General features: G+C 45.3%; 20 protein-coding genes. 13 read left to right on the top strand and 7 right to left on the bottom strand.

The genetic code is table 11. From position 1 onward, the window contains the following. The 6 genes from AB1757_30440 to AB1757_30415 all read left to right on the top strand — a co-directional run. Positions 1 to 293, top strand: a 293-nt coding sequence (locus AB1757_30440; protein ID MEW6131387.1) for a transposase, incomplete at its 5' end; no start/stop codon positions are given. 822 nt (positions 294 to 1,115) lie between these two features. Next, a complete protein-coding gene (locus tag AB1757_30435) occupies positions 1,116 to 2,180 on the top strand; it encodes a hypothetical protein (GenBank protein ID MEW6131386.1) in 1,065 nt (354 codons plus the stop codon). 161 nt (positions 2,181 to 2,341) lie between these two features. Beyond that, a complete protein-coding gene (locus tag AB1757_30430; GenBank protein MEW6131385.1) occupies positions 2,342 to 2,716 on the top strand; it encodes a hypothetical protein in 375 nt (124 codons plus the stop codon). Positions 2,717 to 2,866: 150 nt separating this feature from the next. After that, entirely contained in the window at positions 2,867 to 3,301 is a 435-nt protein-coding gene (locus AB1757_30425) for a hypothetical protein (GenBank protein ID MEW6131384.1), read from the top strand. 111 nt (positions 3,302 to 3,412) lie between these two features. Further along, positions 3,413 to 6,286, top strand: coding sequence for a cytochrome P460 family protein (locus AB1757_30420; GenBank protein ID MEW6131383.1), 2,874 nt, complete (start codon positions 3,413 to 3,415; stop codon positions 6,284 to 6,286). A gap of 251 nt (positions 6,287 to 6,537) precedes the next feature. After that, positions 6,538 to 7,317, top strand: a complete 780-nt coding sequence (locus AB1757_30415; protein ID MEW6131382.1) for a DUF4159 domain-containing protein — start codon at positions 6,538 to 6,540, stop codon at positions 7,315 to 7,317. Positions 7,318 to 7,976: 659 nt separating this feature from the next. Here AB1757_30415 and AB1757_30410 read toward each other — a convergent pair. Then, positions 7,977 to 8,792, bottom strand: coding sequence for an IS982 family transposase (locus AB1757_30410; GenBank protein ID MEW6131381.1), 816 nt, complete (start codon positions 8,790 to 8,792; stop codon positions 7,977 to 7,979). A 154-nt stretch (positions 8,793 to 8,946) separates the two neighbouring features. Here AB1757_30410 and AB1757_30405 point away from each other — a divergent pair, with 154 nt between their 5' ends. From AB1757_30405 to AB1757_30395, 3 genes are read left to right on the top strand one after another with little or no spacing between them, the layout of a single operon-like run. Beyond that, positions 8,947 to 11,160 carry a sensor histidine kinase gene (locus tag AB1757_30405; GenBank protein ID MEW6131380.1) on the top strand — a complete coding sequence of 738 codons (2,214 nt, stop codon included), beginning with the start codon at positions 8,947 to 8,949 and terminating at the stop codon, positions 11,158 to 11,160. Then, positions 11,157 to 12,296 (top strand): hypothetical protein, encoded by a 1,140-nt coding sequence (locus AB1757_30400; GenBank protein ID MEW6131379.1) that lies wholly within the window; start codon positions 11,157 to 11,159, stop codon positions 12,294 to 12,296. The genes AB1757_30405 and AB1757_30400 overlap by 4 nt, the downstream gene beginning before the upstream one ends. A gap of 27 nt (positions 12,297 to 12,323) precedes the next feature. After that, entirely contained in the window at positions 12,324 to 12,641 is a 318-nt protein-coding gene (locus tag AB1757_30395; GenBank protein ID MEW6131378.1) for a hypothetical protein, read from the top strand. 333 nt (positions 12,642 to 12,974) lie between these two features. On the opposite strand, the gene AB1757_30390 is transcribed toward AB1757_30395, so the two are convergent. Both AB1757_30390 and AB1757_30385 read right to left on the bottom strand, forming a co-directional pair. Beyond that, complete coding sequence (locus AB1757_30390) at positions 12,975 to 13,448, bottom strand: peroxiredoxin (GenBank protein ID MEW6131377.1); 474 nt, start codon at positions 13,446 to 13,448, stop codon at positions 12,975 to 12,977. Between the two features lie 66 nt (positions 13,449 to 13,514). Then, the gene (locus tag AB1757_30385) at positions 13,515 to 14,759 is read right to left on the bottom strand and encodes a P1 family peptidase (GenBank protein MEW6131376.1); all 1,245 of its coding nucleotides are present in this window, start codon (positions 14,757 to 14,759) and stop codon (positions 13,515 to 13,517) included. A 287-nt stretch (positions 14,760 to 15,046) separates the two neighbouring features. Between AB1757_30385 and AB1757_30380 the strand changes: the two genes are divergently transcribed. Continuing rightward, on the top strand, positions 15,047 to 16,975 hold the full coding sequence (locus AB1757_30380) for an ATPase, T2SS/T4P/T4SS family (GenBank protein MEW6131375.1): 1,929 nt from the start codon (positions 15,047 to 15,049) through the stop codon (positions 16,973 to 16,975). 38 nt (positions 16,976 to 17,013) lie between these two features. Next, entirely contained in the window at positions 17,014 to 17,241 is a 228-nt protein-coding gene (locus tag AB1757_30375; protein MEW6131374.1) for a zinc-ribbon domain-containing protein, read from the top strand. A 74-nt stretch (positions 17,242 to 17,315) separates the two neighbouring features. Here the strand turns inward: AB1757_30375 and AB1757_30370 are convergent, their stop codons facing one another. The 4 genes from AB1757_30370 to AB1757_30355 form a co-directional block, all read right to left on the bottom strand. After that, entirely contained in the window at positions 17,316 to 19,211 is a 1,896-nt protein-coding gene (locus AB1757_30370; protein MEW6131373.1) for a transglycosylase SLT domain-containing protein, read from the bottom strand. Between the two features lie 246 nt (positions 19,212 to 19,457). Continuing rightward, on the bottom strand, positions 19,458 to 21,824 hold the full coding sequence (gene lon, locus AB1757_30365) for an endopeptidase La (GenBank protein ID MEW6131372.1): 2,367 nt from the start codon (positions 21,822 to 21,824) through the stop codon (positions 19,458 to 19,460). Between the two features lie 136 nt (positions 21,825 to 21,960). After that, complete coding sequence (gene nrdR, locus AB1757_30360) at positions 21,961 to 22,422, bottom strand: transcriptional regulator NrdR (GenBank protein ID MEW6131371.1); 462 nt, start codon at positions 22,420 to 22,422, stop codon at positions 21,961 to 21,963. Positions 22,423 to 22,451: 29 nt separating this feature from the next. Beyond that, a complete protein-coding gene (locus tag AB1757_30355; protein ID MEW6131370.1) occupies positions 22,452 to 23,567 on the bottom strand; it encodes a lysylphosphatidylglycerol synthase transmembrane domain-containing protein in 1,116 nt (371 codons plus the stop codon). 267 nt (positions 23,568 to 23,834) lie between these two features. Here AB1757_30355 and AB1757_30350 point away from each other — a divergent pair, with 267 nt between their 5' ends. After that, complete coding sequence (locus tag AB1757_30350) at positions 23,835 to 24,422, top strand: sigma-70 family RNA polymerase sigma factor (GenBank protein ID MEW6131369.1); 588 nt, start codon at positions 23,835 to 23,837, stop codon at positions 24,420 to 24,422. A 219-nt stretch (positions 24,423 to 24,641) separates the two neighbouring features. Beyond that, positions 24,642 to 25,499 carry an anti-sigma factor gene (locus tag AB1757_30345; GenBank protein MEW6131368.1) on the top strand — a complete coding sequence of 286 codons (858 nt, stop codon included), beginning with the start codon at positions 24,642 to 24,644 and terminating at the stop codon, positions 25,497 to 25,499. The last annotated feature ends 158 nt before the right edge of the window (positions 25,500 to 25,657 follow it).

Raw genomic sequence — 25,657 nt, 5'->3', positions numbered from 1 at the left:
CGCCGATTGTGCAGTTGTGGCGACGGAATTGGGAACGAGTGGCGGTTTTTTATGCTTACCCGGAAGAAATTCGTCGAGTAATTTATACGACCAATGCGATTGAGAGTGTGAATATGAGTTTGCGAAAAATTATTAAAAATCGTGGTTCATTTCCTACAGATGAAGCGGCGTTGAAATTAATCTATCTGGCGTTGCAGAATATCAGCGAGCGCTGGACGATGCCGGTAAAGGATTGGCGAGCGGCGTTGAATCGGTTTGCCATTGAGTTTGCTGACCGGTTGCCAGATGTTTAATTTGACCGTTTACACAAAATTATATACACGCCCTTATGAAACTTTTTATGATTCTAAAGGGCTTTTCGTTTCACTTGCTTCAGCGCGCGCGAAGCGCAATTCTTATGGCTTCCCGCAATGCCGCTCGCGCGCCCGGTCAACTCCATCGTTAGTCCGTTACGACTAACTGGTCGATGATCCATGAAGCTCAAGAAAGTAGAATACATTTTGAATGACCTAATCCGGCATGCGGGATTGAACCCCAGGTGTCCTGACCTATCGCGGTATTTAGCCGTACTCAGAGAATATGCACACATACCGATAAGTTGTGAGCTTGATACCTGGTGGTTTTTTAGCGGAGTGAACAACGCATCTGGCTTGGATTGCTTTGATTTGTGCTTTGTGCGGATAATGAAGCCAAATGAAGACAGTCGTCGTCACGTTCATTTATGTTGCTATTTTGACTACGGGCAAGTGCCGGAGTTGTTCAGCATGAAGATGAGCATCCGTTCATCACGAATGAAATCAAGTGATGAGTTTTTCGATTATATAGAAAACTCTGAAGAGATACAGACCCTGATGAGCCGGTACAGTCCGAAATATTGTAATGTATTTAAGAGTACAGCACATCATGGACCTCCTGATGACGCTGCCTAACCAGCGATTCGACCGGAGCGCGTATCTGGGCGTTTCTCATGCAATCAATTCTAATCGCGACCGGTCAATCGCAATGCCATTAAGTTAAGACTGGGAGCGCGGACGTGGACGTCCGCGCTCCCAGTCTTAACTTAATGGCATTGCCGCTGACCCCGGGCGTTAGATTTCTGAATAGGAGTGTGCGAAGTGATCAGAGATTGTCTTTTTGTTGTGATGTTATGTGCCACAGGACTCTGCGTGCAGGTTTGCCTAGCCCAGCAGAAATCCGAATCCTCTCAACACAACCTTTCGATAAAACTATTTAACGCGGTCGCAGACCATCATTCGGATACCCTTCTTTTCAAGGCTTTGCAATACACTGCTCCATATCCAGGGTACTATCAGGAGCTGATTCTTAACAAAGATGGCTCGGCTTACAACGCTCGCGTCGTACCAGATTGGGCGGTACAAGATTCAAAGGGCGCGAAGTTGAGCGAATCACAACTCGATGAAATCAAACAGGTGCTGGTGATGCTTAACCTCAAGCCCGCTTCAAGTATGCCAACGCCTTCTCCTGGAGTAGTCCACACAGTTTTTGTATTTGACGGCGGTAAGGGACTCGCGCGCTATGATTATATCGGTTTGCTTCCGGCAGAAGTTCAAAGCCTCTTAGACCTTATTCATTCGGAGATCGAAAAACAAGAACGGGTCAAATATGAGGAGGGGCTAGAACGCCGTAAGCATATGCAGCAGGTGTATGGCGAATGGCAAAACAAGCTAGGGGTCGTCATTCCTTCCGACTCTCGCATGCATAGCTTAAAGGGCGCTAATGGGTTGTTACTCACCATTGGTGGTCGCCGAGCGTCCGAATCCAAATTCGTTGATGTCTCAATTTACCATGTCTTAATCTTCTACCCCGAAGCATCGCTTACGGGGTCGGGTGGCGGCGGGGGCTGGAGCGACGAGCCGCTCTCGACCAATGTCATAATCTGGTCGTTGCATAAGGAACCTGCGGTTAATGATCAGAACATGAGCGAGAAAAGACTTGAACTGAAATACAATGCCATCGACAAAACTCTAAGCGTAGGGAGCAGAGAGTTTTCTCTCAATCAGGGGAACTTGTTCATTATTCAAATGAACGATGATTGGGCACCGATTGTGAGGCAGGGTGACACTTTTATAGATGAGCAAATGGATGATCAAAAGGTGCTTGACTACTTCAAATCAGTATTCCCACAAGATGGAGTGATACAGTATCTAAAGTTGACCTGAACAGAGAAATCTAACCCTTCGTTGAACCTGAGCGCGCGAACAACGACTCACATGAAATCGGATTACTCGTCGCGCCCGGTCAACTCCATCGTTGGGCTTTTGAAGATGATGCAAGATGCCCGAATAACCGCCCATAAGTCCTCTTGAGGAGAGTCGAATATATGAATAGAAACGAAGCTCAAATTGATGACCCTGTTATTGCCATCAATATTAATAAAACTTACAGACACGGTATTAACGCCGATGATTTATATGACTGTACTAGGGGAATATGGCGACTGAACAAACATCATGCGGAGCAGGCGACTTACGCTTTTGCTGTATATCAAGGAGTAATCAAAGAGGTCTATGAAATAAATAAGTGGTTTCCCGCAGGATCAACGAAATATCTTCGCCGTCGCTTCAATCCGATAGACCTCTTTGAACGATTTGAATTTATTGGAAGAGTCGCACCAGACAATGTGCGAGGGAAATACATTGGGAAAACATTGCCTATAAGGCATGGACAAAACCCAATCCGTTACTTCAATTGCTAATGGAAAGACGAAGACATAAATAACAGTCTACTGGCAAACAAAAGCCTAATCACCACATCACCGGAGCGCGCAACGTGCGTGTCGCCTGCATTGTCCGTAATACAATCGCCGCGATAGCCCTTCGATTTTAATCAATGGAAAATTGTGATTATGGACGCTATGGTTGAACCGTTGAAATTAATATCTTGCCCGGATTGCGCTCACCAATGTTCCCAACAGGCTATCAGTTGTCCGAGTTGCGGAAAGCCTTTTACGCCACCATCAGCCGCCGGGAAAAAAGTTTTGGATGACAAAGTCTTTGACCATATTCTCATGCAATCTTCGATGAAAGTGGGAATGTGTTTAACCTTGCTCGGCTTAATAAAAGTTGTCGAAGGCGCAAAAAATCTCAAGTCGTTTACCGATGAATTCCTGGCAATCGTCGCCCTGTTTTTTACGGTCTCAGGTATCGCTTCCTATTTCGCCATAAAAGAAAGCAACCCTGACCGCAAACAACAAAAAGGCACCATTGCCGATTTTATTTTCTCGATTGCGCTTTGTTTACTGGCCATCATCTGTGCGATTATTGCTTTGCAGGTCATGTAGCAACGCAATCATTTTTTCAATTCGAGAAGCATTTCCCAAATCATTACTGTTGGGCATTTCTTTGTTCAAATAGGCGGGGGTAAAACTGAAATCTCAGGAGGTCGTTTTGCCATGCGTAAATCGTGCAAAGTTTTTGTTACCCTCGCATTCTTTTTTCTCGCTACGCTCACTTTCTCGCTCTCGCAAAAAAAAGTTGCCGCAAGCGATGACGAAAATGTTTATGTCAATCTCCCGTCACCCGCTTCCCTTTTCGCCTGGCAAAATCCTTGCCCGGATGCGAAGCCTTCGCCGCTTCCGTTGCCGAGTTCACTACCGCCAGGCAAACTGCTCGATTTTCAAAAAGAGGTTTTTAATTTCCTCGACACCGGCGGCTATCTGAGTTGGTGTCGCGATAAATGGGTGCGCGACACCGGACCTTACATCAATAACGTTTATTACGGCACCCATCCGGCTGTCCGGGTTTTCTATTCGCCGCCGTTGATGAAATGGCTCACCCAAGGTCGCAAAGGCGCGATCCCCAACGGCGCGATGATTATCAAAGAACAATACACCCCGCCCGCGGCGCGTTACGAAGATATGACCGATGATGAAATCGCTAAAGAATTCGCCAAGTCAAAAGACTGGACGATTATGATTAAAGATGCGGCGGGTTCCAAAGACGGCTGGTACTGGGGCGAATTTTATACCGGCATGAGTTTCAATCAGAATCAATACCCGTTCAATTATCAAAACGCCGGGTTCGGGCAATACTGTTTGCGCTGTCACGCTTCGGCGGAAAGCGAATACACTTTTTCATCGCTGAAAAATATCAAAGGCTTTCCCGATGAACCGCTGATTTTTCGTGTAGATAATTCCTGGCGCAATTTGTCGCCATTTGAAAAACCCTTTCTTTATACCCATCGCCGCCCGAAACAGGACGCGTCGAATAATCCGCCGGTTGATACCAACCTGGAATTTTTACAGACCTTCAAAACTATTCCCCGCGTGCCGGTTCAGACCGTAGAAAAACTGCCGCCCGAAACTTTGGATAGAGTGGTTGCCGCAACCAAAGGCGCGGAACAATTCATCACTTCAGACCAATGCATGATGTGTCACAGCGCGGCGACGGGTCCTTATGGGCCAACCATGTTTTTGCAAACCGCGCCGCCGGTAAACGGTGTGCCAAGCGGCATCAATGTTTCGCCTTATGGTGAATGGCGTTGGTCGCCTATGGGGCTTGCCGGTCGTGACCCGATTTTTTATGCGCAACTCGAAAGCGAAATCGAGATTCTCAAAAACGAATTTAAAAATCCTGAGCCGATCATTCAGGCTACCGTCAACACCTGTTTGAGTTGTCACGGCGGCATGGGGAAACGCCAATTCGATATTGACCACAAAAATCCGTTCGCCGATTTCAAATTGGATTATGTGTTTCTCACCAATCCCGATAATCCCAATTTCAAATACGGGTCGCTGGCGCGTGACGGCATCAGTTGCACGATGTGTCATCACATCAAAGAAGATGAGTACCCGCCGACGCAACCGCCGATTGCTTATTTTTTGGAAAACTCCACCACCGGACAATTTCAAATGAGCAAACCCGATGAACTGCAGGGACCTTTTAAAGACGACACGATTTCAACCTACCCGATGGAAAATTCATTGGGGATAAAACCGAAATTCAGCGACTATACCAAATCATCGAGGCTTTGCGGCAGTTGTCACTTAATCAATTTACCGAACGTTGACGACCCGCTTAAACCCGGCGAAAAACCGACGGTATTGGATACTTCGGAAAAAAATCCCTTATTTAAACCGTTCATGCATTCGATTGAACAAGCCACCTATATGGAATGGCTCAACAGCCAGTTTCAAACCGAATTCAATGCCAATCAACAGACCGCGCAGTCCTGTCAGGATTGTCATATGCCCGGCGGTTATCAAAACCCTGCAAAAAAAATCAACCTCAAACAGATTCAACAACCCATCGCTATCATCGAAGACGACAGTTATCCGGCAGCGGAATACTTAGCGCCGCTTGATAAACTGCGGGTGCGGGTTCGCAAAGAAGGTTATGTGCGTCATGAATTGCTCGGCTTGAATGCCTATCTCATCGAAATGTTCAATCAGTTCAATGATATTCTCGGGGTTCGCAAAAACGATTATATGAGCGGTTCGACCACCGATTTGCAGGACACTCTCGATAACATCGCCCGGCAGGCGCAGGAAAAAACCGCGACCATTGAAATTCCCTCGCTTAAAATCGTAAACGAAAAATTGACCGCCGAGGTTAAAGTCACCAACTTAACCGGGCATCGCTTACCGAGCGGCGTGGGTTTTCGCCGCGCATTCATTGAATTTCAGGTTATCAATAATGCGGACGGACGCGAACAGGTCATCTGGGCATCTGGGCGCACCAACAATGTCGGGGTGATTGTTGATGGCAATGGTGATGTGTTGCCTTCGGAATTTTTCACCGAATATCAGGAAGGCAAAAAGACTTTGCAACATTATCAACCGCACTATGAAACCATCACTTCACAATCGCAGGTGCAGATTTTTGAAGAACTGGTGCAGGACAGCAAAGGCAAATTCACCACCAGTTTTATTCACCGCGACCATGAACTCAAAGACAATCGCTTGTTGCCGAAAGGCTGGACGAAAAACGGTCCCAGCGCAGATATTCCGTTTGCCTACATCGAAGCGACTTATCCCAAGGGAAACGCCGCGCAAGACCCGCAATACCTGAGCGGCAGCGGCACGGATACGGTCACTTACGAAGTGAGTTTGCCGAAAAACATTGACGCAGCCAATATCACCGTGCAGGCAACGCTATATTATCAAGCGATTCCGCCGTCGTATTTGAATATGCGATTTAAGACCGTGCCGAATGGCTTGGCGACCCGGCGGCTTTACTTTTTGACCTCGAATTTACAAACCACGGGAACCTTGATTGATGATTGGAAACTTCGTCTGGTATCAAAGCGCGCACAGGCAAGTAACTGAAGCCTGTGCGTAATTCAGAAGTCGGAATGTCTCGTAAAATCTCTGTGTCTCTGTGGTTATTTTTTCACCACAGAGACACAGAGGCACTGAGGCAGGAGAGCGTTTTTTCAAATTCTACTCATCGCAAAGAACTTTATTTTGCGCGCACATCAAATAATCATCAGGTTGATTTGCATTCGCCCTTAATGGCAAATTGATAAGCGTCTGATTTATCATTGCCGACAAATTCAATCGTCATCATTCGAGGGGTTATGCAAAAAAGCCTCTGCATCCTGATTGTTCTTGCGCTACTGGTTTTATCGGTGGTCGGGCAATCGAGGATGGGCGCGGTTCCCCGTTATTCGGAAAAAACCGACCCCAACAAACCCGGCGAATTCACCTTTGTGAGAACCATCTACAGTACGGCTTTCGGCGGTCGTCGCGGCAGTTCGTGGGCAGTCGATTTTCCCGAAGCCGATTACCATTTCATCATCGGGGTTCGTGATTGGTCAGGCACGATTTTGAATATCGCAGCCGAACCCAAACAACTGGAAATCCTCGACGAAAAGCTCTTCGATTATCCGTTAATCTATTTTGTTGAACCGGGCTATATGGAACTATCCAATGAAGAGGCGGCGCGGCTTCGCGAATATGTCACACGCGGCGGTTTTCTTTTCCTTGATGATTTCTGGGGCGATTATGAATGGGAAAATGTGCAGGAACAGATGAAGCGAATTTTTCCCGAATACCAAATCGAAGACATTCCGCCCGATGATTCATTGTTTCATTGTTACTTCGACATCAACGAAGTCGTACAGGTTCCGGGCATCGGTTCGTGGCTCGGTCGCGGCGTCACCCACGAAAAAGGCGGTTACACGCCGCATTACATGGGCATTCGCGACAAGAGCGGAAAACTCCTGGTCTTTATCGCCCGCAATTGCGATTTAGGCGATGCGTGGGAATGGATTGATGACCCGCGATACCCTTTAAAATACGGACTCGCCGCCTATAAAGTCGGCATCAATGTCATCATCTATGCGATGTCACATTGAAATATTCAGTGAAAACGTAAGGGACGACATTGAACCTGTTGCGTGATAAGAAAATTCGATGCGTGTCTCATTTACGAGCTTAAAAATACGTCGGAAAATTTATAAAGAGCACAGGAGGCTATCTTAAGATTTTTTTGTAAAAAGCTTTCAAAACTTATTACGCAACAGACTCATTATCTAAATTTCACATCCACATCGTAAAAAATAATTATCAATAAAAAATTCCGCAAAAATGGATTATTTAATTACTAAAAAGTTATACAATTTTTAATTCGATTTTTCTTTTTTGCTTTTTAATGTTGACATTTTTTATTTTCATATAATAATCTTTCGTTGCTATTTAGAATTTTTCCATTTTTATTTTGAATTAAGATAGAATTTCGCTTCTTGAAGCGGAGCATTACATCGAATTTGCCTCTAATTTTTAATTATTTTAGCGATTGTTTTGACTTGGTTACTAGGTTGGTTTTTCATCATCACGACAAGCCCAGTAGCTAAAGAATTGTAAAAATAAAGGAGTTCTATAGAAATTACATTGAGATAGAGATTGGTGCAATTGTGTAATTTCAAGGATTGAAATATCGTTCAAAAATTTTATACCACTTTTATGTCGAAAGTTTAATATCTATCAAAATCCCTCTGCACACTAGCAATGCGAATCAAGAGTTGAACAGGAGTCGAAAACAACAGACTGTCAGTTTGCCATAGCAATGAACCAGCAAACCATTAGTCGAACGAACCTTTGCGGCATCCTGAATCCCTGATCTTTGAATTAACCAATTGAACAATGACTCAATCGGTTGACGCATCGCCGACACGAAGCGCGACCATAGACTGTTGTAAGCTGCTTCTTTTTCTTGCCCTCGTGGGCACTTATCTGGCGTACAAAGTTCAACCTCATGCTTTGCCAGTTCGGCTTTCATCGCCTCGTCTTTATAGGCTTTATCGGCGAACAAAGCAGCAAACGCCGGAGGCTCCATTTCTTGGCGAAAAGCCGTCAGGTCGTGAACCGACGCGGCAGTCAGGGCCAAGGCTTCTGGCAGTGGCAATTGCTGAAGGCGACGACGACCACAAAGATGCAGTTTGACACCGTGATAAAAGAGCTTTTTGGTGGAACAAAAGCCTTTATTGGCAACTTCTCTGGCGACTTTGGCGGCATCGGCGCGACTGCCTTTGGCAAGCAGGATGGGCAAAGAATCCAAGACATAATCGGTCGTTTGTGGTAAGCCATTTGCCAATTGGCTCACCAATTCTTCGAGCAGCAAAGCAAAACTTGGACTGAGTTGATTGAGGCGATAATTGAAGGCTTGATAAGAGGGCAAATCTGGAAACCAAGCCAGCCAATGTCCAGCAATATAATCATAGATGCGGCGTTGTTGGAAATGACCTTGAAGATGCTCGAACAGATAGACAGTGATCAATTCTTGGTCAGTGAAATTAGGCTGGTTGTTGTTACTCATACGTTGAACTTTCAAGATTGAATGTTTATCGTAAACGCTACAGACCCAGACATAGAGTTGGATGAGTTGATGTTCCATAAACCCAATTCTACAACTCTTTGTCGGGCTGCTTTCAACTCTTGATTCGCATTAGCAATGTTTTTATATTACCTTTCTTGAGGTCAAACAATTGGTACCTAAATTTAAGTTTGGGACAAATTATAAGTCGGAAGCAATTAGTATCTTAATTAAAAAGATTTTTGGTACATTGGATGATTATCAAATTTTACCTTCATTTAAGGAAATTAAAAACTTTGTAGAAAATGCTGAGTATCCTATAGGAAAAATACTTATTATAACGTCAGAGACGCTTATTACATCAGAAAGGCTTTTATTAACGCTTAAAGAAGACCTAAAATTTCCAACCTTTCATTTAATTATCATTCAAACCGAAATCAGTTTCGACCATAATCTTTTCGATGATAGCTCAAGAGTTCATTTAGTAGATTCAACCGATAATGACATGTATGTTGATCTTGCTCATCATTTGCATGGTATCAAAGAGGCTCTTTTTCATCTTTGGGTAGAAATTACTGTTAGCTACATTTTAAACAGTTATGAGGAACAATATTCCTCTCTGGTAAAATCTGAAACTCAAGCCAATAATTTTATCAGTACAATAAAGCAGGAAGTTGCAGCACAAGCTATACAAGTATTTCATCTGGATAGGTACGAAAATGTTTTTCTCCCAAAGGAAGGATTTGGAGTAGCACCGATTTCGGTTATTCCAATTGATGTAGCAGTAAGTTTATTTAAGTTTGAAAGAGATTGTTTAACATATAATAGTCAATCCCCTGAATCTCAACAGATTTTAGCTAAATTCCCACCGAGACAATTACATATCATAGAAATAATAGTATCCACTTTCTTATTTGAGGATGAACCTTGTTTGATCATTTACGCTTTCGACAAACAAAATGACCCCATGTTCATGTGGGAAATTTGTCATATCGCATCAAGGGAAATTTTTCATCTCTTGCGTGGGAATGCCATTAAATCCCAATACAACACTCTAAAAAATTTAACAATGCTTCAAAGTCTTACTGGAGAAAAAAAGAATGCTCTCGGAGATGCATTAAAACATCTACAAGATTATTTCAATGCTAGTAGTGTTTCAATAATTGAAATTCTTCCTCAAGAAATTGATAACTTTAAATTTGAGAAAACCTACATAGCAAATTCACAGGTAAAACACGATTTTGTACCTGCTGGAGGGTTTGTTGACTATTGCATCACAAAAAATAAAGCTCTTTTATTAACAAGAACCTTTCGAGACGGAACACCTGGCTTCGGAATAGGATTAGAATTTAACCCCAAGAATATTAAAAATAGTATTGGAAAAAAAGTACGTATTCCTTTTGTCCTTTCTCCAAAAGCAGTTGAACGAGAACTCAGTTTAATTTATTTTCCGCTACACCATGATGATAAAATTATTGGCGCACTAAAAGTATCAGATTTTGAGAAAAGCAACTCCTTCAATATAAGACACCTTAAATCTTTGGGCACCTTTGCCGAACCAATTGTCACTATTCTATATAATATTACTTCCATTTCAGAACTCAAATTCAGAATTGAAAGAACGCAAGCTATAGAAGCCATATTTGCTCAGGAAGAAGCATTGTTATATTACCGGGAAACATCTCTTGGTATATTTCATCAAGTTCAAAACTATGTTACTCGAATTGGAGCTGATTTACTTGATGCTGAAACACTTTCTTCAGGTCTTGGAGCAAAGGGAGTAGAAGTATCAAAACTCCTGCAACAATGTCGTAATTTTGCCAAAAAGTCTGTTGCGATGATTCGCCAAGCCCAAAAAAGAGGAAGAAATTTAAACCCAGAGCCAAAAGATTGTTATTTGGTTGAGATGATCGTAAGACCAAGTTTAGATTATGCCTATGAAAGAATAAATACGAAAGAAACTCATGGAGAAAATACCATAGTCATTGATCACACCCTTACAAATAAGGATTATAAAGTACACCTTGATATTGATCTGGTTAAAGAGAGCCTGATAAATGTTCTTAACAATTCAATTTGGGCAATAAAAGAAAATAAGTTTAGCTCAAAAAAAAGAATCTTAATTGCAGTTAGAGAACTACCAGAAAAAAACTCTGTAAAAATAGTTATTGAAGATTCAGGGATAGGAATTAAGAAAGAGAATATCCCCAAAGTTTTTGATCGTTTTTTCACAACTCGTGGAGAAGAGGGAACAGGATTAGGGCTTTATTTTGCAAAACAAATTATTCAGCAGTTTGGGGGAAATATCTATATACATAAGTCTTTCTACCCCGGGAAGGGAACAATCGTAGAAATCATATTTCCTTTGAAGGAGAAAGTAAAATGAGTGCAATTAAGCCAGCTATACAGGCTGCTTCAATTCCAATTTTATGGATGGATGATGAACCGGGTGAAATAGAAAAATATATTCTTATGCTAAATTCAGAACCAAGCAACATTAAGCTCGACTTGGATATAGCCTGTTCGATAGAGGAAGCACGCAATAAGCTGAGAACCGGGAGTTATGCAGTTTTCATAGCCGACTGCCTTATGGGAGGTGTGGCGAATGGAGCAAAATTTCTTTTAGAGGTAAATCAAAGACGTAAAGACCTACCTACATTTGTATATAGTGCTTGGTTAGGCGATCCAAGATACGCACGACACCTTGAGCAGAGTTTAGCAATAATCAAACAGGATCGGGATATCTTTGATCGCCCACTGTATAAAAACAAATTTTTTACTTCCATTTATGAAATTGGCAAGGAGTATTTGAAAGTTAAAGATTTTAAGCCAGAGATTATTCAATTTAAAAAATATTTAGAAAATCCTGAAAAGTATTTAAGCTCAGTAAGAGTACATTGGCAAAAACATGGACATTGGATAGAGATCGAAATGAAAAGAAAAAGTTTCTCTTGGTGTGTAGTTTGTGAAGAAGAAATTGTAGATGGGTCTAACGATCTCTTCGATTTTCCTAATGAACAGAAACTTTATGATTTAGGGATTAAATATAATCGAATACCATTTGCCTATAGTGATATTTTTCTACCAGAAAATATTTTTACCGTTGGTGAAAATTGGCATGAAACGCCCTTAAAAAATGATTTCTATCCACGAATTAAGGCAAAAATTAATGACATAGAAATCCCAGATGATTTGGATACGGGGTCTCCGTTGACCTATGTCTCTGACAAAATTGTACAAAGAGGATTTCTACGTTTTTTTAGAAACTGTCGAAAAGGCTATATTCTGGGAAGCGAATTTGACTTTTCAACTGTCAAAGCAAGTTTAACCCTTTCTGATATAGATGGAATAGAACAAACTAGGGAAATTCCAGTAGCTGTAGTTGATGGTTGGGAAGCAAGCGCATTTAAGGAGAGAAACCCAGAGCGCCAAGTCTTATATGGGAGAGATATATTACGCGCATTTGAAGTTGAAGTTATTCTGGATTCAAAGAACAAAATCACTCGCATCCGTTTTATATAAAATAAATTGATTAAAGGAGACCCTCTTATGCAAAAAAAAAATGGACTAGGACCTGAAGAAGTGGATATCCCCGATGGAAGTGTGGTAGGGGGAATAGCCGTATTTTTTCAGTCTATATACTCAATATTGGGACTCTTAATTGGAGGGTTATGTGTACTAGGTGGACTGGGACTACTAACAAACGGGATTGCCGGATCTAGTTCCTGGACAGCTAAAGTTCTCGGGATAGAGAGCAATATTTCAGATGCGCCACCAGGGGTTATTCTATTTATAGTTGGAATTTTTATCACTTGGGTTACTAAGTATACAGTAACGGTGAGGAAGAGCAACAACCACAAAAACTGAGTCATGCCCAGTAGTTTTTGAAGCCTTTGTGAGCGATAGTCTGGGAAAAGCCTTTTTTCTGGCATTTTCGCAATCGAGCGCCACAAATAATGCTGGAAATTTAGCTTTCTGCGTCCGAATTAATCGAAAATCCAAGTTTTGCCTCAAAGTGCCCGTGATTTGCGCTTTTTCGTCATCGTATCATTTTTCCACTGGGCATGACTCAGCCACAAAAAGAACCTCTAATAACCCACGGGTTAGTTACGCAGATAAAATCTCAAAGCAAAACAAGAACCAGAGGCTTGACAGTGTTATCTTTAGTTCAAGTCGCTTCCAGTGCTCTTAGGTATTAATTTAATTCTGCGCGTTGCGAATCGCGTTCAAGACATCATCATCGGTCGGGCGAAACACTGGCAACACCGATTTGCGATACGCAATCACACCCTGTTTATCAATGACCATGACGGCGCGTTGCGAGCCGCCAAACAGCGATTGCACCTTCAGGAGTTTCGTCACTTCGCCATTTTCATCCGCGAGCAAAGTTTGCGGCAGATTGTAATGCTCGGCGAATTTTTTGTGCTGTTCGACGGTTCCCACGGAAATCGCCACGACCTCTGCGCCGGTCGCTTCATAGGCATCCCAGTTATCGCGCATACTGCACATCTGTTTGGTGCAGACCGGCGTTTCGTCTTTCGGATAAAAGACCAGCGCGACCACTTTGCCGCGCCTATTCGATAACCGCCAGGTTTTTCCATTTGCATCCGGCAATTCAAAATCCGGTGCCAGTTTGCCGACTTCCGTACCTACATTGGTTGCTGCGCTGCTCATTATTTTCTCTCCTTTAAAAGTTGAAACACCAGTTACACCAATGACGCGAATTCCACGCCAATCGCTTTAACGCTTTTTCGCATCGCTCAGAGCGTTGTACTTTCGCAGAATCTCTACGGTTTTATCAATCGGTAAGGCTTCGATTTTACGCCCGCGTCCTTCCATCGTCACCGCGCGAAACAGCGAATTATAAATCGCTTCTTCGGTGGCTTCGATGACCGCTTCAAACAACGGCGACATCGCATTATTCGATAGAACTTTTAATTCACGAAGCGCATTGGCTCCCGGTCGTATGCGAACCTCCGTTGCAGTAGAAAAAGCAATCGCATAATCACCGCTGCCGTTTGAAGCTGACGACCCCGCGCGCGCCAGCCCCATCATCGAACGGGCGGCAAGTCTGCGCAAATTTCTTTCATCAAGCGGCGCATCTGTGGCAATGACGATGATGATTGAACCATCCGGGTTTTGCTCAAAGGATTGTTCCGATTGAACGGTTGACTGATTTTGGGCATTCGAGTTTTTGTCCGGTTGATTTGAAGCGATTTGAGATTGAGTTGAAGAAGGTTGATTTTGCGTGGTTTTCTTTTCGCTTTCGCGCTTTTCAATCTCATCCTTCAAATAATACTTTCCAAGTTCACGTCCGACCGGCGCGCCGTTGATGGTGAGGATGCCGCCGAAATTGGATTGCACCAGAACGCCAACCGTAAACCCGCCTAAACTCGCGGACAACTTTCTCGATGACGTACCGATGCCGCCTTTAAACCCGAATGCGATGGTTCCGGTTCCCGCGCCGACTGCGCCTTCTTCGACCTCGCCGGCTTTGGCATTATTAATCGCATTCAAAACATCTTCTTTGGTCACCGGGCGTGAGCGAATGTCATTCAAACCGCCATCATTGGTTTCGCCTACCAAAGGATTAATCGATTGCACATCGGTGTTGCCATCAAGCGCCAGCATATAATCAATCACCGCATCGGCGACGCGCGGAACATTCAAAGTTGAAGTGAGCAGGATGGGCGTTTCGATTTCACCGAGTTCATTGACTTGAGTTGAACCCGCAAGTTTGCCGAAGGCATTGCCGATGAAGACTGCGCCGGGAACCTTTTCGCGAAAGAGATTTCCGCCATGCGGTAAAATCGCCGTCACTCCTGTGCGAAGGTTATCGCCGCGAATCAAAGTGGTGTGCCCGACGCGCACCCCCGCGACATCGGTAATGGCATTCAAAGTTCCTGTCGGCAAAACGCCGATTCTTAGTCCCAAATCTCTGGCTCGCGAACGGTCGTTTTTCATCATCGTTTGCCCGGAAACCATTAATCCCAACACGATTCCCAGTAAAATTGGTTTCACATTCGCCTCAATAAATTACTAGTGCTTTTCCAAAAGTGATGGTTTATCATTTTCTCACAGTCGCTTCAAATCGAGATTGACAATTTCGGCTTCCCCCGCAAATCCGAAATCAACTGTGTTGTGTTGCTCCTACCCCGAAAAGTCCTGACCTGTTTTTAACATCAGGACGATAACGATGAATCTGAAAAGCATCCGTATTTTTCAGAATCAATGACTGAATGTCTTTATACGTTTCTCAGCAGGAGGCTTCCATGCTTCATACCCATACCATTGATGAGCGCGTTGAATTCGCTTTAATCAGTGAAGGCATTTTAACTAAAGAACAATTATCCAGAGCCAAAAATATTTCCGAGCACCTCGGAGGAGAAAAAACTCTCAAAGAAGTTTTAATCGATATGAACTGGGTCAACCCCCAGAAGCTTGATGATTTTGTGCGTCGCCAGAAAATGAAACAACGGGTCGGTGAAATTCTCGTTGCCCGAAATTTAGTTACCGAAGAAGAGGTTCAAAAAGCCCTGGAGGCGCAGCGAAAAGCCACGCCGCGCGCCAAACGCATCGGTGAAATCCTCGTTGAAATGGGGGTCATCGAAGAGCGCCACGTCATTGAAGCGCTTTGCGAAAAATTCTCGCTCAAGATGCTCGAACCCGACATCACCGAAATCGATCTGGAGTTGGTTCGCAAAGTTTCCCTCAAATACCTGCGTCGGCAAATCGCGCTGCCGGTAAAAATCGAAAATAGTCAGTTACTCCTTTTGGTCGCTGACCCCACCAACACCGCTTTCATCGAAGAAATCGCCCGCTTGTTTATGTGCCGCGTCAAACTGGCAATGGCAACCAGCGCCGCCATTACCCAGACCTTTGACATCGTTGACGCGATGCTTCAAGGCAAAGATTCCGGGTATGCCGATTATCAAAAGGTAAAATATCATTCGCTTGAAACTCCTGCGCCACAGACGACGACTCAAGCGGAAGACCGCGTCGTCCAGATGGTTGACCAGTTGATTCGCACAGCGATTGATGAGGGCGCATCCGATGTCCATCTTGAACCGATGGCGAATAAACTGCGAATGCGTTACCGATTGGATGGCGTCCTGGTTCATAAGTTGGATTTCCCGCGCGATTACACGCCGCGAATTATTTCCCGAATCAAATTGCTTGCCGAAGCCGATATCGCAGAGCGTCGCAAACATCAGGACGGCAGGATTTTTATTAAAACCGATAAGACCGAAATCGATATTCGCGCCTCATTTTATGCAACCGTATTTGGCGAAAATGTGGTGCTGAGGATTTTGAATAAAGCCTCGCTCATCAGCATAAAAGACTTGGGGTTTGCGCCGAATACGCTCAAGAAATTTACCGAAGATGTGCTGGATATTCCTTCGGGCATCACCTTGATAACCGGGCCGACGGGTTCGGGCAAAACCACGACGCTTTATAGCTCTGTCGATTATTGCAATGACCCGACCGTTAAAATCATCACCTGTGAAGACCCTGTCGAATATGTCATCGACGGCATTTCGCAATGTTCAATCAACGAAAAAATCGGTCTAACTTTTCATGAAACGCTGCGCTCAATTGTCCGCCAAGACCCTGACATTATCGTCATTGGTGAAATCCGCGATAGATTTTCTGCCGATGTTGCCGTCCAATCGGCGCTCACCGGGCATAAAGTTTTCGCGACTTTTCATACCGAAGATTCCGTCGGCGCGCTGGTTCGCTTAATCAATATGGAGATTGAAACTTCGTTGATTGCTTCGACCATCAGTTCGATTCTCGCGCAACGCTTAGTGCGCAAAGTATGCCCGAACTGTCAGGTTGAATATCAACCCGAAGAACGATTGCTCAAGCGATTCGGTCTGACCAAAACCGATTTATTGAATTTCAAACTGGTTCATGGAAAAGGCTGTTCGACCTGCAATTTTACCGGTTACAAAGGGCGGGTGGGTATTTATGAACTGCTGGTTCCAAATGCCGAAGTTCGCGATGCGATTTTACAGAAACAGACGGCGCAACAAATCCGCCAAATCAGTCTGGATTCCTGCGACCTCGTCACCATGCAGGAAGACGGAATGATTAAAGCATTAAAAGGATTAACCACGCTCGAAGAGGTGCTGGAAAATGCGCCGCGGGTGTTTCATCATCGCAGCTACAAAACCGTGTTCGAGATTATGGGTTATTAGTCGTTTGACAAACCGCCGTGGTTCAGCGACTAATAAAAATGATGTTTATTTTTATCGTCGGAACCAAATATATTTTTCGGGATAAAGGCAAAACCGAGGATTTAAAGACCTGTCCCAATTGCGGCAGCACAGCGAAATTCAACGTCAAATCGGGGAGAAATTTTCTCACCCTGTTTTTCATCCTGCCGGTTTTTCCGATTGGCGGTACACAAACCCTTCTTGAATGCCCGTTTTGTCAAATGCGTTTCAGCGTACCAACCGATTGATGAGACCAAGAAAAAAGCCCGGTCGCTTTTGATTGAGCAACCGGGCTTTTCTCAATGAATTGATGAGTTGAGTTTTAGCGGCGACGTTTGTTTGATTTGGAAGATAAATCTTTCTTGCTCAGTTTCGCTTTGCCTGATTTAGCATCCTTGTTGATGGATTTGCTTTTCACGTTGCGACCTTTCAATTCAATGCGCGCCGAAGTTTTGCTGACATTTTTTGTGGCATAGCGACCTTCGTACCCTTTCACCTTGGCGCTCGGTGAATTTTTAATGCTTTCGGGAATTTTAATGGTTTGACCTCGCAGCAATTCACCGCGAGTTGACATTTTATTTAAACGAGCCACTTCCTGAACCGAAACGCCATGTTTTCCGGCGATGCTCGCGAGCGTGTCGCCGCGCTTGACCTGATAAGCAATCACTTGAGTTTTCATCTCAACCCGCGAGGTCGGACGTTCAACGCGAATTTTTTCCGCTTTGGCAATCTTTACATTCTCTGCCTTATCGGCTTTTGCCACATTTTCAAGCGGTTTTTCAAGGCGCTCAGGTCGGGCGCTTCTTTCCAATTTCGGTTCAACATCTTCAGGCTTTGCGGTCTCCAGATTTCTGGCAATTTCAGTTGCGGGTTGAACGCTTCGCCGCATGCGCTGTTCGGTCGTCAATTCCGCATAGGCGATTTCAAAAGCGCCTTTGGTTCCTTTGGGAAGACGCAATTGATAGGCTTGCCCTGGCGGGGTTGCGCCCTTGCGCAGTTCGGGATTTAACTCCTGAACCGATTCATAAGGAATCCCGATTAAATCTGCGACCACTCGTAAATCGGTCTGGTCAGTGACAATCGTGGTTTCAAGATTGAGTGGCGGATCGGGTTTGACGCTGAAGCCATAGCGGCTTTGATTTTTGCTGATGATGGTGATGGCTAAGATAATCGGCACATAATTGCGGGTTTCCTGCGGCAGCAGATTGCGGGCGTAAAGTTCCCAGAAATCCGCATAGCCGCATTTTGCGATGGCGTTATCGACGCGGTTTTCGCCGGAATTATAGGCAGCCATCGCCAGCATCCAATCGCCTGCGAAATGGTCATGCAACCATCGTAAATAACGCGCGGCGGCGCGGGTTGATTTTTCCGGGTGTGAGCGTTCATCTACCCAGGCGGTCTGCATCAGGCTAAAGCGTGTGCCGGTGCTTGGCACAAATTGCCAGATGCCTTTGGCGGCGGCGCGTGACAGGGCATTGGGTTTCCAGACCGATTCGGCTTGTGCGAGCCACATCAAATCAACCGGAACGCCTTCTTCTTTAAATACCTTTTCAACCATCTGGCGATAACGCCCGGAACGTTGAAGACCGGCAATCATGGTTGAGCGCCCGCGACCGGAAACGAAGAAGTTGATAAATTGAAAAACCGGATTGGCGATGGTGAATTCAAAATCATACTTGCCATAAATTTTTAACCCGTCGTGGGTGATGGCTGACAGTTCTCGTTCGTCTACATCTGAGATGTCATCAATTGCCGAGCGTTCAATGTTGACGGCGGGTTCCTGTCGGAAATTGGGATTAACCGAAACGCCGGGTTGATTGGTTGATGGCTGAGTGTTTGGCACGGGTTGCTGGGCAATAACCGGCTGCGCGATTGGACGGCGGATACTTTCGGGTAATGAATAGCGGTGGATGCGTTCAACCAAATCCGTATAGAAAGCATCAAGGCGGGGATTGGCGCGCAGGTTAATGCCCGATAGCATGATGGCATCAACCGCTTCATCAAAATATTGCCGCGCCTGTTCTTTTTGGCCTTTATTGAAGGCATCTTCGCCTTTGCGAAAACTCAACTCCGATTTATCCATAATGGAACGGATAGGGTCGCTGGCAATCGATGCGGTATTTTGAGCGAATGTCCTGCCGGATGGAATGATTGCGATGGTGAGGGTTGCGAGGATTAAAACAACGCCTGCACGGAACACGGCTTCCGCTTTATTCATTAATTTATAAACCTTTCACTACAAGTCTATTTGTCGAAACGCCGAGAAAGTTAAGTTGTATAAAAATGGTTCCGACTTGGGAGCTAAAACTCAGCCAAAATTTCCCCTGCTCAACAGGTAGGAGGGTTATATCACGCGGTTTTTCATTGCGTCAATGAAAGAACTAATCGCAAGAAATTTGCAAAGAATAGAAAGATTGAGCCTTTACCGAGTATTTTGACTTTTCACATTGGTAAAGGCTCAGTCTCAAGCCAGGGAAGTTTTCAAGACCTGTTTTAAAGAATCGACGAAGATAAAATCAATCTCTTTCAACAATTCTTTAGGAATTTCTTCCAGGTCGCGTTCGTTCTGTTTTGGCAACACGATGGTGGTGACGTGTGCGCGTTTGGCGGCAAGCACTTTTTCTTTAACTCCGCCAACCGGCAGGACGTTGCCGCGAAGGGTGATTTCGCCGGTCATCGCTACCGAACGTTTAATCGGTTTTCCCGATAGCGCCGAAACCAGCGCGGTCGTCATGGTGACGCCTGCCGATGGGCCATCTTTGGGGATTGCGCCTTCAGGGACGTGTACATGAATATCGAACTTTTCAAATTTATCCTGGGTGATGCCGAATTCATCAGCTTTCGATTTTGCCCAAGAGAGCGCCGCCTGCGCCGATTCCTTCATCACATTTCCGAGTTGTCCCGTAAGCAACAACCCGCCTTTGCCCGCCGTCAGTAAGGCTTCGATAAATAACACATCGCCGCCTGCGGGCGTCCAGGCTAAACCGGTTGCCACGCCGACCTGGTCTTTCTTTAATACTTCATCGGGGTAAGCTTTCGGTGCTCCGAGAAAATCATGGAGGTTTTTATCCGTAACCTTTACTTGTTGTGTATCGCCTTCGGCAACTTTGCGAGCGACCTTTCGACAAATCGCCGCAATGTCACGTTCAAATTGTCTGAGTCCGGCTTCGCGTGTGTACTGTTGAATGATGCCCTTGAGCGCGGTTCGATTAATCGCAATGTGTTTTGCCGAGATGCCATTCTCTTCCATCTGTTTTGGAATGATATGGCGGCGGGCGATTTCCATCTTCTCTTCTTCGGTGTAACCGGCAAGGCGTATGAGTTCCATGCGGTCGCGCAGTGCCGGGTGAATCGTATCGAGCATATTAGCGGTGGTCATAAACATGACATTCGATAAATCAAACGGCACACCGAGGTAGTTATCGCGAAATGAAAAATTCTGTTCGGGGTCGAGAACTTCGAGCAACGCCGAGGACGGGTCGCCGCGAAAATCTGCGCCGACCTTATCAATCTCATCAAGCATAATCAGCGGATTATTGGTTCCCGCCTGTTGAATGGATTGAACAATACGACCGGGCATGGCACCGATGTAGGTGCGGCGATGTCCGCGAATTTCCGCCTCATCGTGAAGACCGCCGAGACTCAAGCGTTGGAATTTGCGATTCAGGGCGCGGGCGATTGAACGCCCCAGACTGGTTTTGCCGACGCCCGGCGGTCCAACGAGACAAAGAATCGGCCCCTTGACTTTATCTTTTAATTTGCGCACCGCCAGCGATTCGATAATTCGTTCCTTGACCTTTTCCAAACCATAATGGTCTTCGTCAAGGATTTTCTGGGCGCGTTTTAAATCAAGGTTTTCTTCGGATGATTTTGCCCAGGGCAGAGCGACCATCACATCAAGGTAGTTGCGCAGCGTCGCGGCTTCCGCAGCATCCGGGTGCATGCGCTCCAGTTTTTTAATCTGACGCTCGACTTCGCTGGCGACCTCCTCAGGCATCTTCGCTTCAATCGCTTTATGGCGATACTGGGCAATCTCTTCGGCAATCTCGTTGCCTTCGCCGAGTTCTGTCTGAATGGCTTTGAGTTGTTGACGCAAAAAAAACTCTCGCTGCGAGCGATCAATTTCGCCTTTTGCCTGGGTGTTGATGTCCTGTTGAACCCTGAGCACATTGATTTCGCGTTGCAGCAATTCATTGACCCGACGCAAACGCTCGGCAGGATTTAATTTCTCCAAAACACTTTGGGCGTCAGAAACTTTTAAATCGAGATTCGATGCCGACACATCAGCGAGGCGACCCGGGTCATCAAGATTGGCGACAATCGCCATCACTTCGGCAGAAATGTTTTTACCCAAGGTCATCGCCTGTTCAAGCGATGAACGGACACTGCGATTCAAGGCTTCGAGTTCCAAATCTTCCGTATCATATTCGGGTTCCGGTAACGGTTTGATGTGGGCGATGAGGTAAGGATGCTTATCTTCAAAATGCGACACGCGAGCGCGGCTCAACCCTTGAACGAGAATGCGTATACGCCCATCGGGCATTTTCAACATACGCATAATCGAGGCGACGGTGCCGTAATTATAAAGGTCGCTACCCAAAGGTTCTTCTTTTTCGAGGTCGCGTTGAGCCGCAAGTATAATCATGCGATTATCGCCGAGCGCCTGTTCGACGGCGCGGATTGAGCGTTCGCGTTGCACGAACAGCGGCACAATCATATAGGGAAAAATAACAATATCCCGGAGCGGCAGAATCGGTAATGAATCGGGAATCTGCACCTGCTCGGTGGTTGGTTCAAGTTCTATCTCTTCAGGTTCAATGATGGCTGACATAACCATTTAGGTTACAGGTTTGAATTCTGAGGCGCAAGTTTTCGACCGGTGAGAAAAAATTGGTCGGCTATCGGGTGTAAATTAAAATCCCTGAAAGTCAGGAAATGAAGATTGAAATAATTTTTGAACAGCGCAACTATTTTGCGCGACCGCGAACCAGAGTTTTGATTTCGCTCATAAATTCGGTGACGTCTTTAAAGTCGAGATAAACGGAAGCGAAACGCACATAGGCGACTTTATCGAGTTCTTTGAGTCGCCGCATAATCATTTCCCCGATTTTTTCGGTCGAGCGTTCGCGGTCTTTGGAATCCTGAACGTATTTTTCAATGCTATTGACTAACGCTTCGATTTTTGCCATCGGAATCGGGCGACGTTCACAGGCTTTCATTACTCCCGCCATCACTTTATCGCGGTCGAAAGGTTCCCGCCGACCATCTTTTTTGACAACCATGTAAGGGATTTCATCGACGCGCTCGTAAGAGGTAAATCGCCGTTCACATTTTAAACATTCACGCCGACGGCGAATCACGTCGCCTTCACGGCTTTCGCGTGAATCAACAACTTTATCTTCAAGGTGACCGCAAAATGGACATCTCATAAACTCACTCTCGCTTATCGAAACCAGATTTACAGAGCGGCAATATGTTCCTGCTGTTGCTCTGACCGTTCAGAGGGCGGTTGCGCGGCGGAAAATTCAGGCGCATCTTGCTCAACTTCTTCAACCTGCTGCTCGCCGATATGCTTCAAATTTTCCAATGACAATCCTTCTTTGACAAGGTAATACATACCAAAAAAAGTAGCCGGAGCAAAAATCACCAGATGGAGAATAATGGCAACCGAAGCAGCTTTGGTGTGGTCAATGCCCATAAAAGCAAGCGATGCGGCAGTCGCCGTATGAAAGGGGCCGGTTGCGCCGCCCGGTGTGGGAACTACTGAACCGAGCATCGAAAGCCCCATCACGAAGACCGCTCCGGTAAAAGGAACCAGCACATAGGGAATTCCAAAGGCTCTGACCACCAACAAATGCGCTACGGCAACCATCAACCACAAAAGCACGGTATAAGAAACCACAATGGTCATTTCTCTGGCGTCGTGAAGAATGCTCAGGCTTTCAGCGATGTGTTGCAGGAGACTGATTAAACCTTTTTTAATCGCTACAGGCATCCACGGTAATTTTTTATCCAAAGCGGTCAATGCCGATTCCCGGTGTTTCCGAAAAGCATAAAGCCCATAGATACCGGCGACCGATGCGGCTAAAAACACCGCGCCGGAAAATTTAATCCAGCCGAGAATTTTCATGGCATCGGCATCATGTGAGGTGTGTTCAAAAAAGACCAGATTAACCGAGAAAAACACCACCACCATAATCATGTCGAATACCCGTTCGACCATAACCGTAGCGTAAGTTGCCGATGGGCGAATTTTTTCTTTAACCGAGAGCGCCGCCGGGCGAACAATAATTTCTGCGGCGCGCCCCATCACAAAGAGCGCCGAAAACCCGATAACCGTGGCTCTGAATAATGCCTTCAAAGAGGTTTTCGCCAATGGTGAAATCAATGTCTGCCAGCGCAGCACCCTCACGAAATAGGTGCCGATAAATAATGCCAGCGCCAAACCAAGTTGTTCCCAATTGGCTTTACGAACTTCCAGCCAGACCTCCAACCAGTTGAGTTTGTAAGCGAACCAATAAACAAATAAAACGCCAATGAGAATGCTGGCTATGGTTTTCAGGTTTAATTTCACGTACAGCAATTTCCTAAGTTGAATGAAGAGCGGGCATTCTACCACAGATTTTTTATAAACTCCCACGTTTATCTTGATTTTTAATGAGAGAGATTCAAATCGCGGTTCACTTGCTTTAATGAAAATGAGAGAATAGCAGTCGCTCGGAATTGGTCAGACAGGTTGGTCGTTATGCCTGTAAAATTTACAGGAACATTTAATTATGCCTTCTCGTTAAGCGAGTTGAGCTGGAGGTCGAAGCTCGAAATCAAATGAGAAGGGCAAAAGATGGGAGCTAGAGTAGCGTTGATGTCAAATGATGCTGAGTGGGTTCAGCGATGTATCAAGGGCGATGCCAATGCCTGGGCTGAAGTGGTTCGCCAATTCTCACGTCGCATTTACAATCTCGCATACCGATTTACATCAAGCCATGCGGGCGCTGAAGACCTCACTCAGGAGGTTTTCATTCGCGTCTACCGGTCATTGAATCAATATGACCCTTCGCTTGGAGATTTATCCAACTGGTTGATGCGGCTGGCGCGCAATCTCATCATTGATGATTATCGCAAACGACAACGCACTCCAACCGATGGCAGCGACGATTTGGCTGACCACGAATATCACCTCCCATCAGATAACGACAGCCCGCAACGTTCGCTCGAAAGACAAGAGCGCAGACTTCAAGTTCACGAAGCGATTAAGAAACTCTCTCCCGACTTACGCGAGTGTGTCATCCTACGCGATATTGAGGAACTCTCTTATCAAGAGATTGTCGACCTGTTGCAAATTCCCGAAGGCACGGTGAAAAGCCGGATCAATCGCGGACGCATCGAATTGGCAAAGGTGTTGCGTAGAATGAAAGTGAATCCGGATTAACCATTTACTTAGTCCGGCATTCAACAAAGCGTGGGTTGCACAATCAAAATCTCAGGCGCGTGTGATGAAAATTTGTGACCTTACGGGTTGCGTGTGTTTTATTGAAAAGTTGAAAAAAATTTTACGATGGCTAAAACTCCCAGCCGAATGCCGATGTCTTAAAGGATGTTTGCAAATCGAAGCGATTGGAGATGGGGACGAAGCCCCTGATAATGAAGTATGAATTGCAAGAATTTTGAAGAAAACCTGAGTAATTACCTTGATGGGTTGCTATCCAAGAGCGAATCAAGCCAGTTTGCTGCCCACGCCCTGCAATGCCGTGATTGCCGAATGCTGATGGATGAAATCAAAGTGGCGCTCGGCGAAGTCAAGGATGAGATGGACGTTCCCGTAGAATTGGAAAATTCCCTATTTTCCATTCAAGCCGACCTCGCGCCGCTAGATTGTTCGGAATTTGAAGAACTGATTACCGATTTTCTGGATGGCTTTGTCCCTGCATCTACGTACCATAAATTTGAAAACCACGCGGAAAGTTGCACAAATTGTTCGTCGCTCTTAACTGAAGTGGTCTATGCGGTAGCCGCTTGTCATTCGGTTCACAGCTTTGAGGAAATCGAAGTCTCTGCGGAGTTAGAGAGCCGTTTGCTTGCCCTCTTACCCGGTAAAACCAGCTCTCTGAAAACACGTCTGGCAAATCAAATGGCGGCTTTTGCCGCAGCCCTCATGCCGCGCAATACTCAAAGCCGCCGTTGGAGTTATGCAACTGCCTCCGGCTTATCGTTTGCGGTTTTTACCCTGATGCTGATGAGTTTTTCCGATGATGGAACGCTTTCGGGGGTGTTTCGCGAAATCCAATCGAAAGCCGCGAGCCTCTATAGTCAGAGCACCGAACTTTATGCACAAAAGAATGACGTGCTGGCAGAAATTAAAAAGGTTCGTTCCGACCTCGGCGATATGTGGCAAACGCTTGGTGGAGAAACCGAATTTGAAGCGGCTAATTCAGCTACAGCCGAATCACCTAAACATGATTTGAAGCATAGCAACGGCACGAAAGCCACAAACCACAAAAATAAGTGATTGAAGTTGGTTTTTAATTTAAGCGAAACTCTCTATGTACATGACAAAAGTTGAGTAACTTGTCGAAACGCAATCTGTTGGAAGCGATCCCAGAGATTGCATAATATGCGCCGCAAATGATTCAAACCAGACCGAAAAATACTCGTCGCCTTCCGCCC

Source organism: Acidobacteriota bacterium (assembly GCA_040754075.1).
Classification (GTDB): Bacteria; Acidobacteriota; Blastocatellia; order UBA7656; family UBA7656; genus JBFMDH01.
Note: the sequence above shows the minus strand (reverse complement) of the source record. Positions and strands in the feature narration are given on the sequence as shown.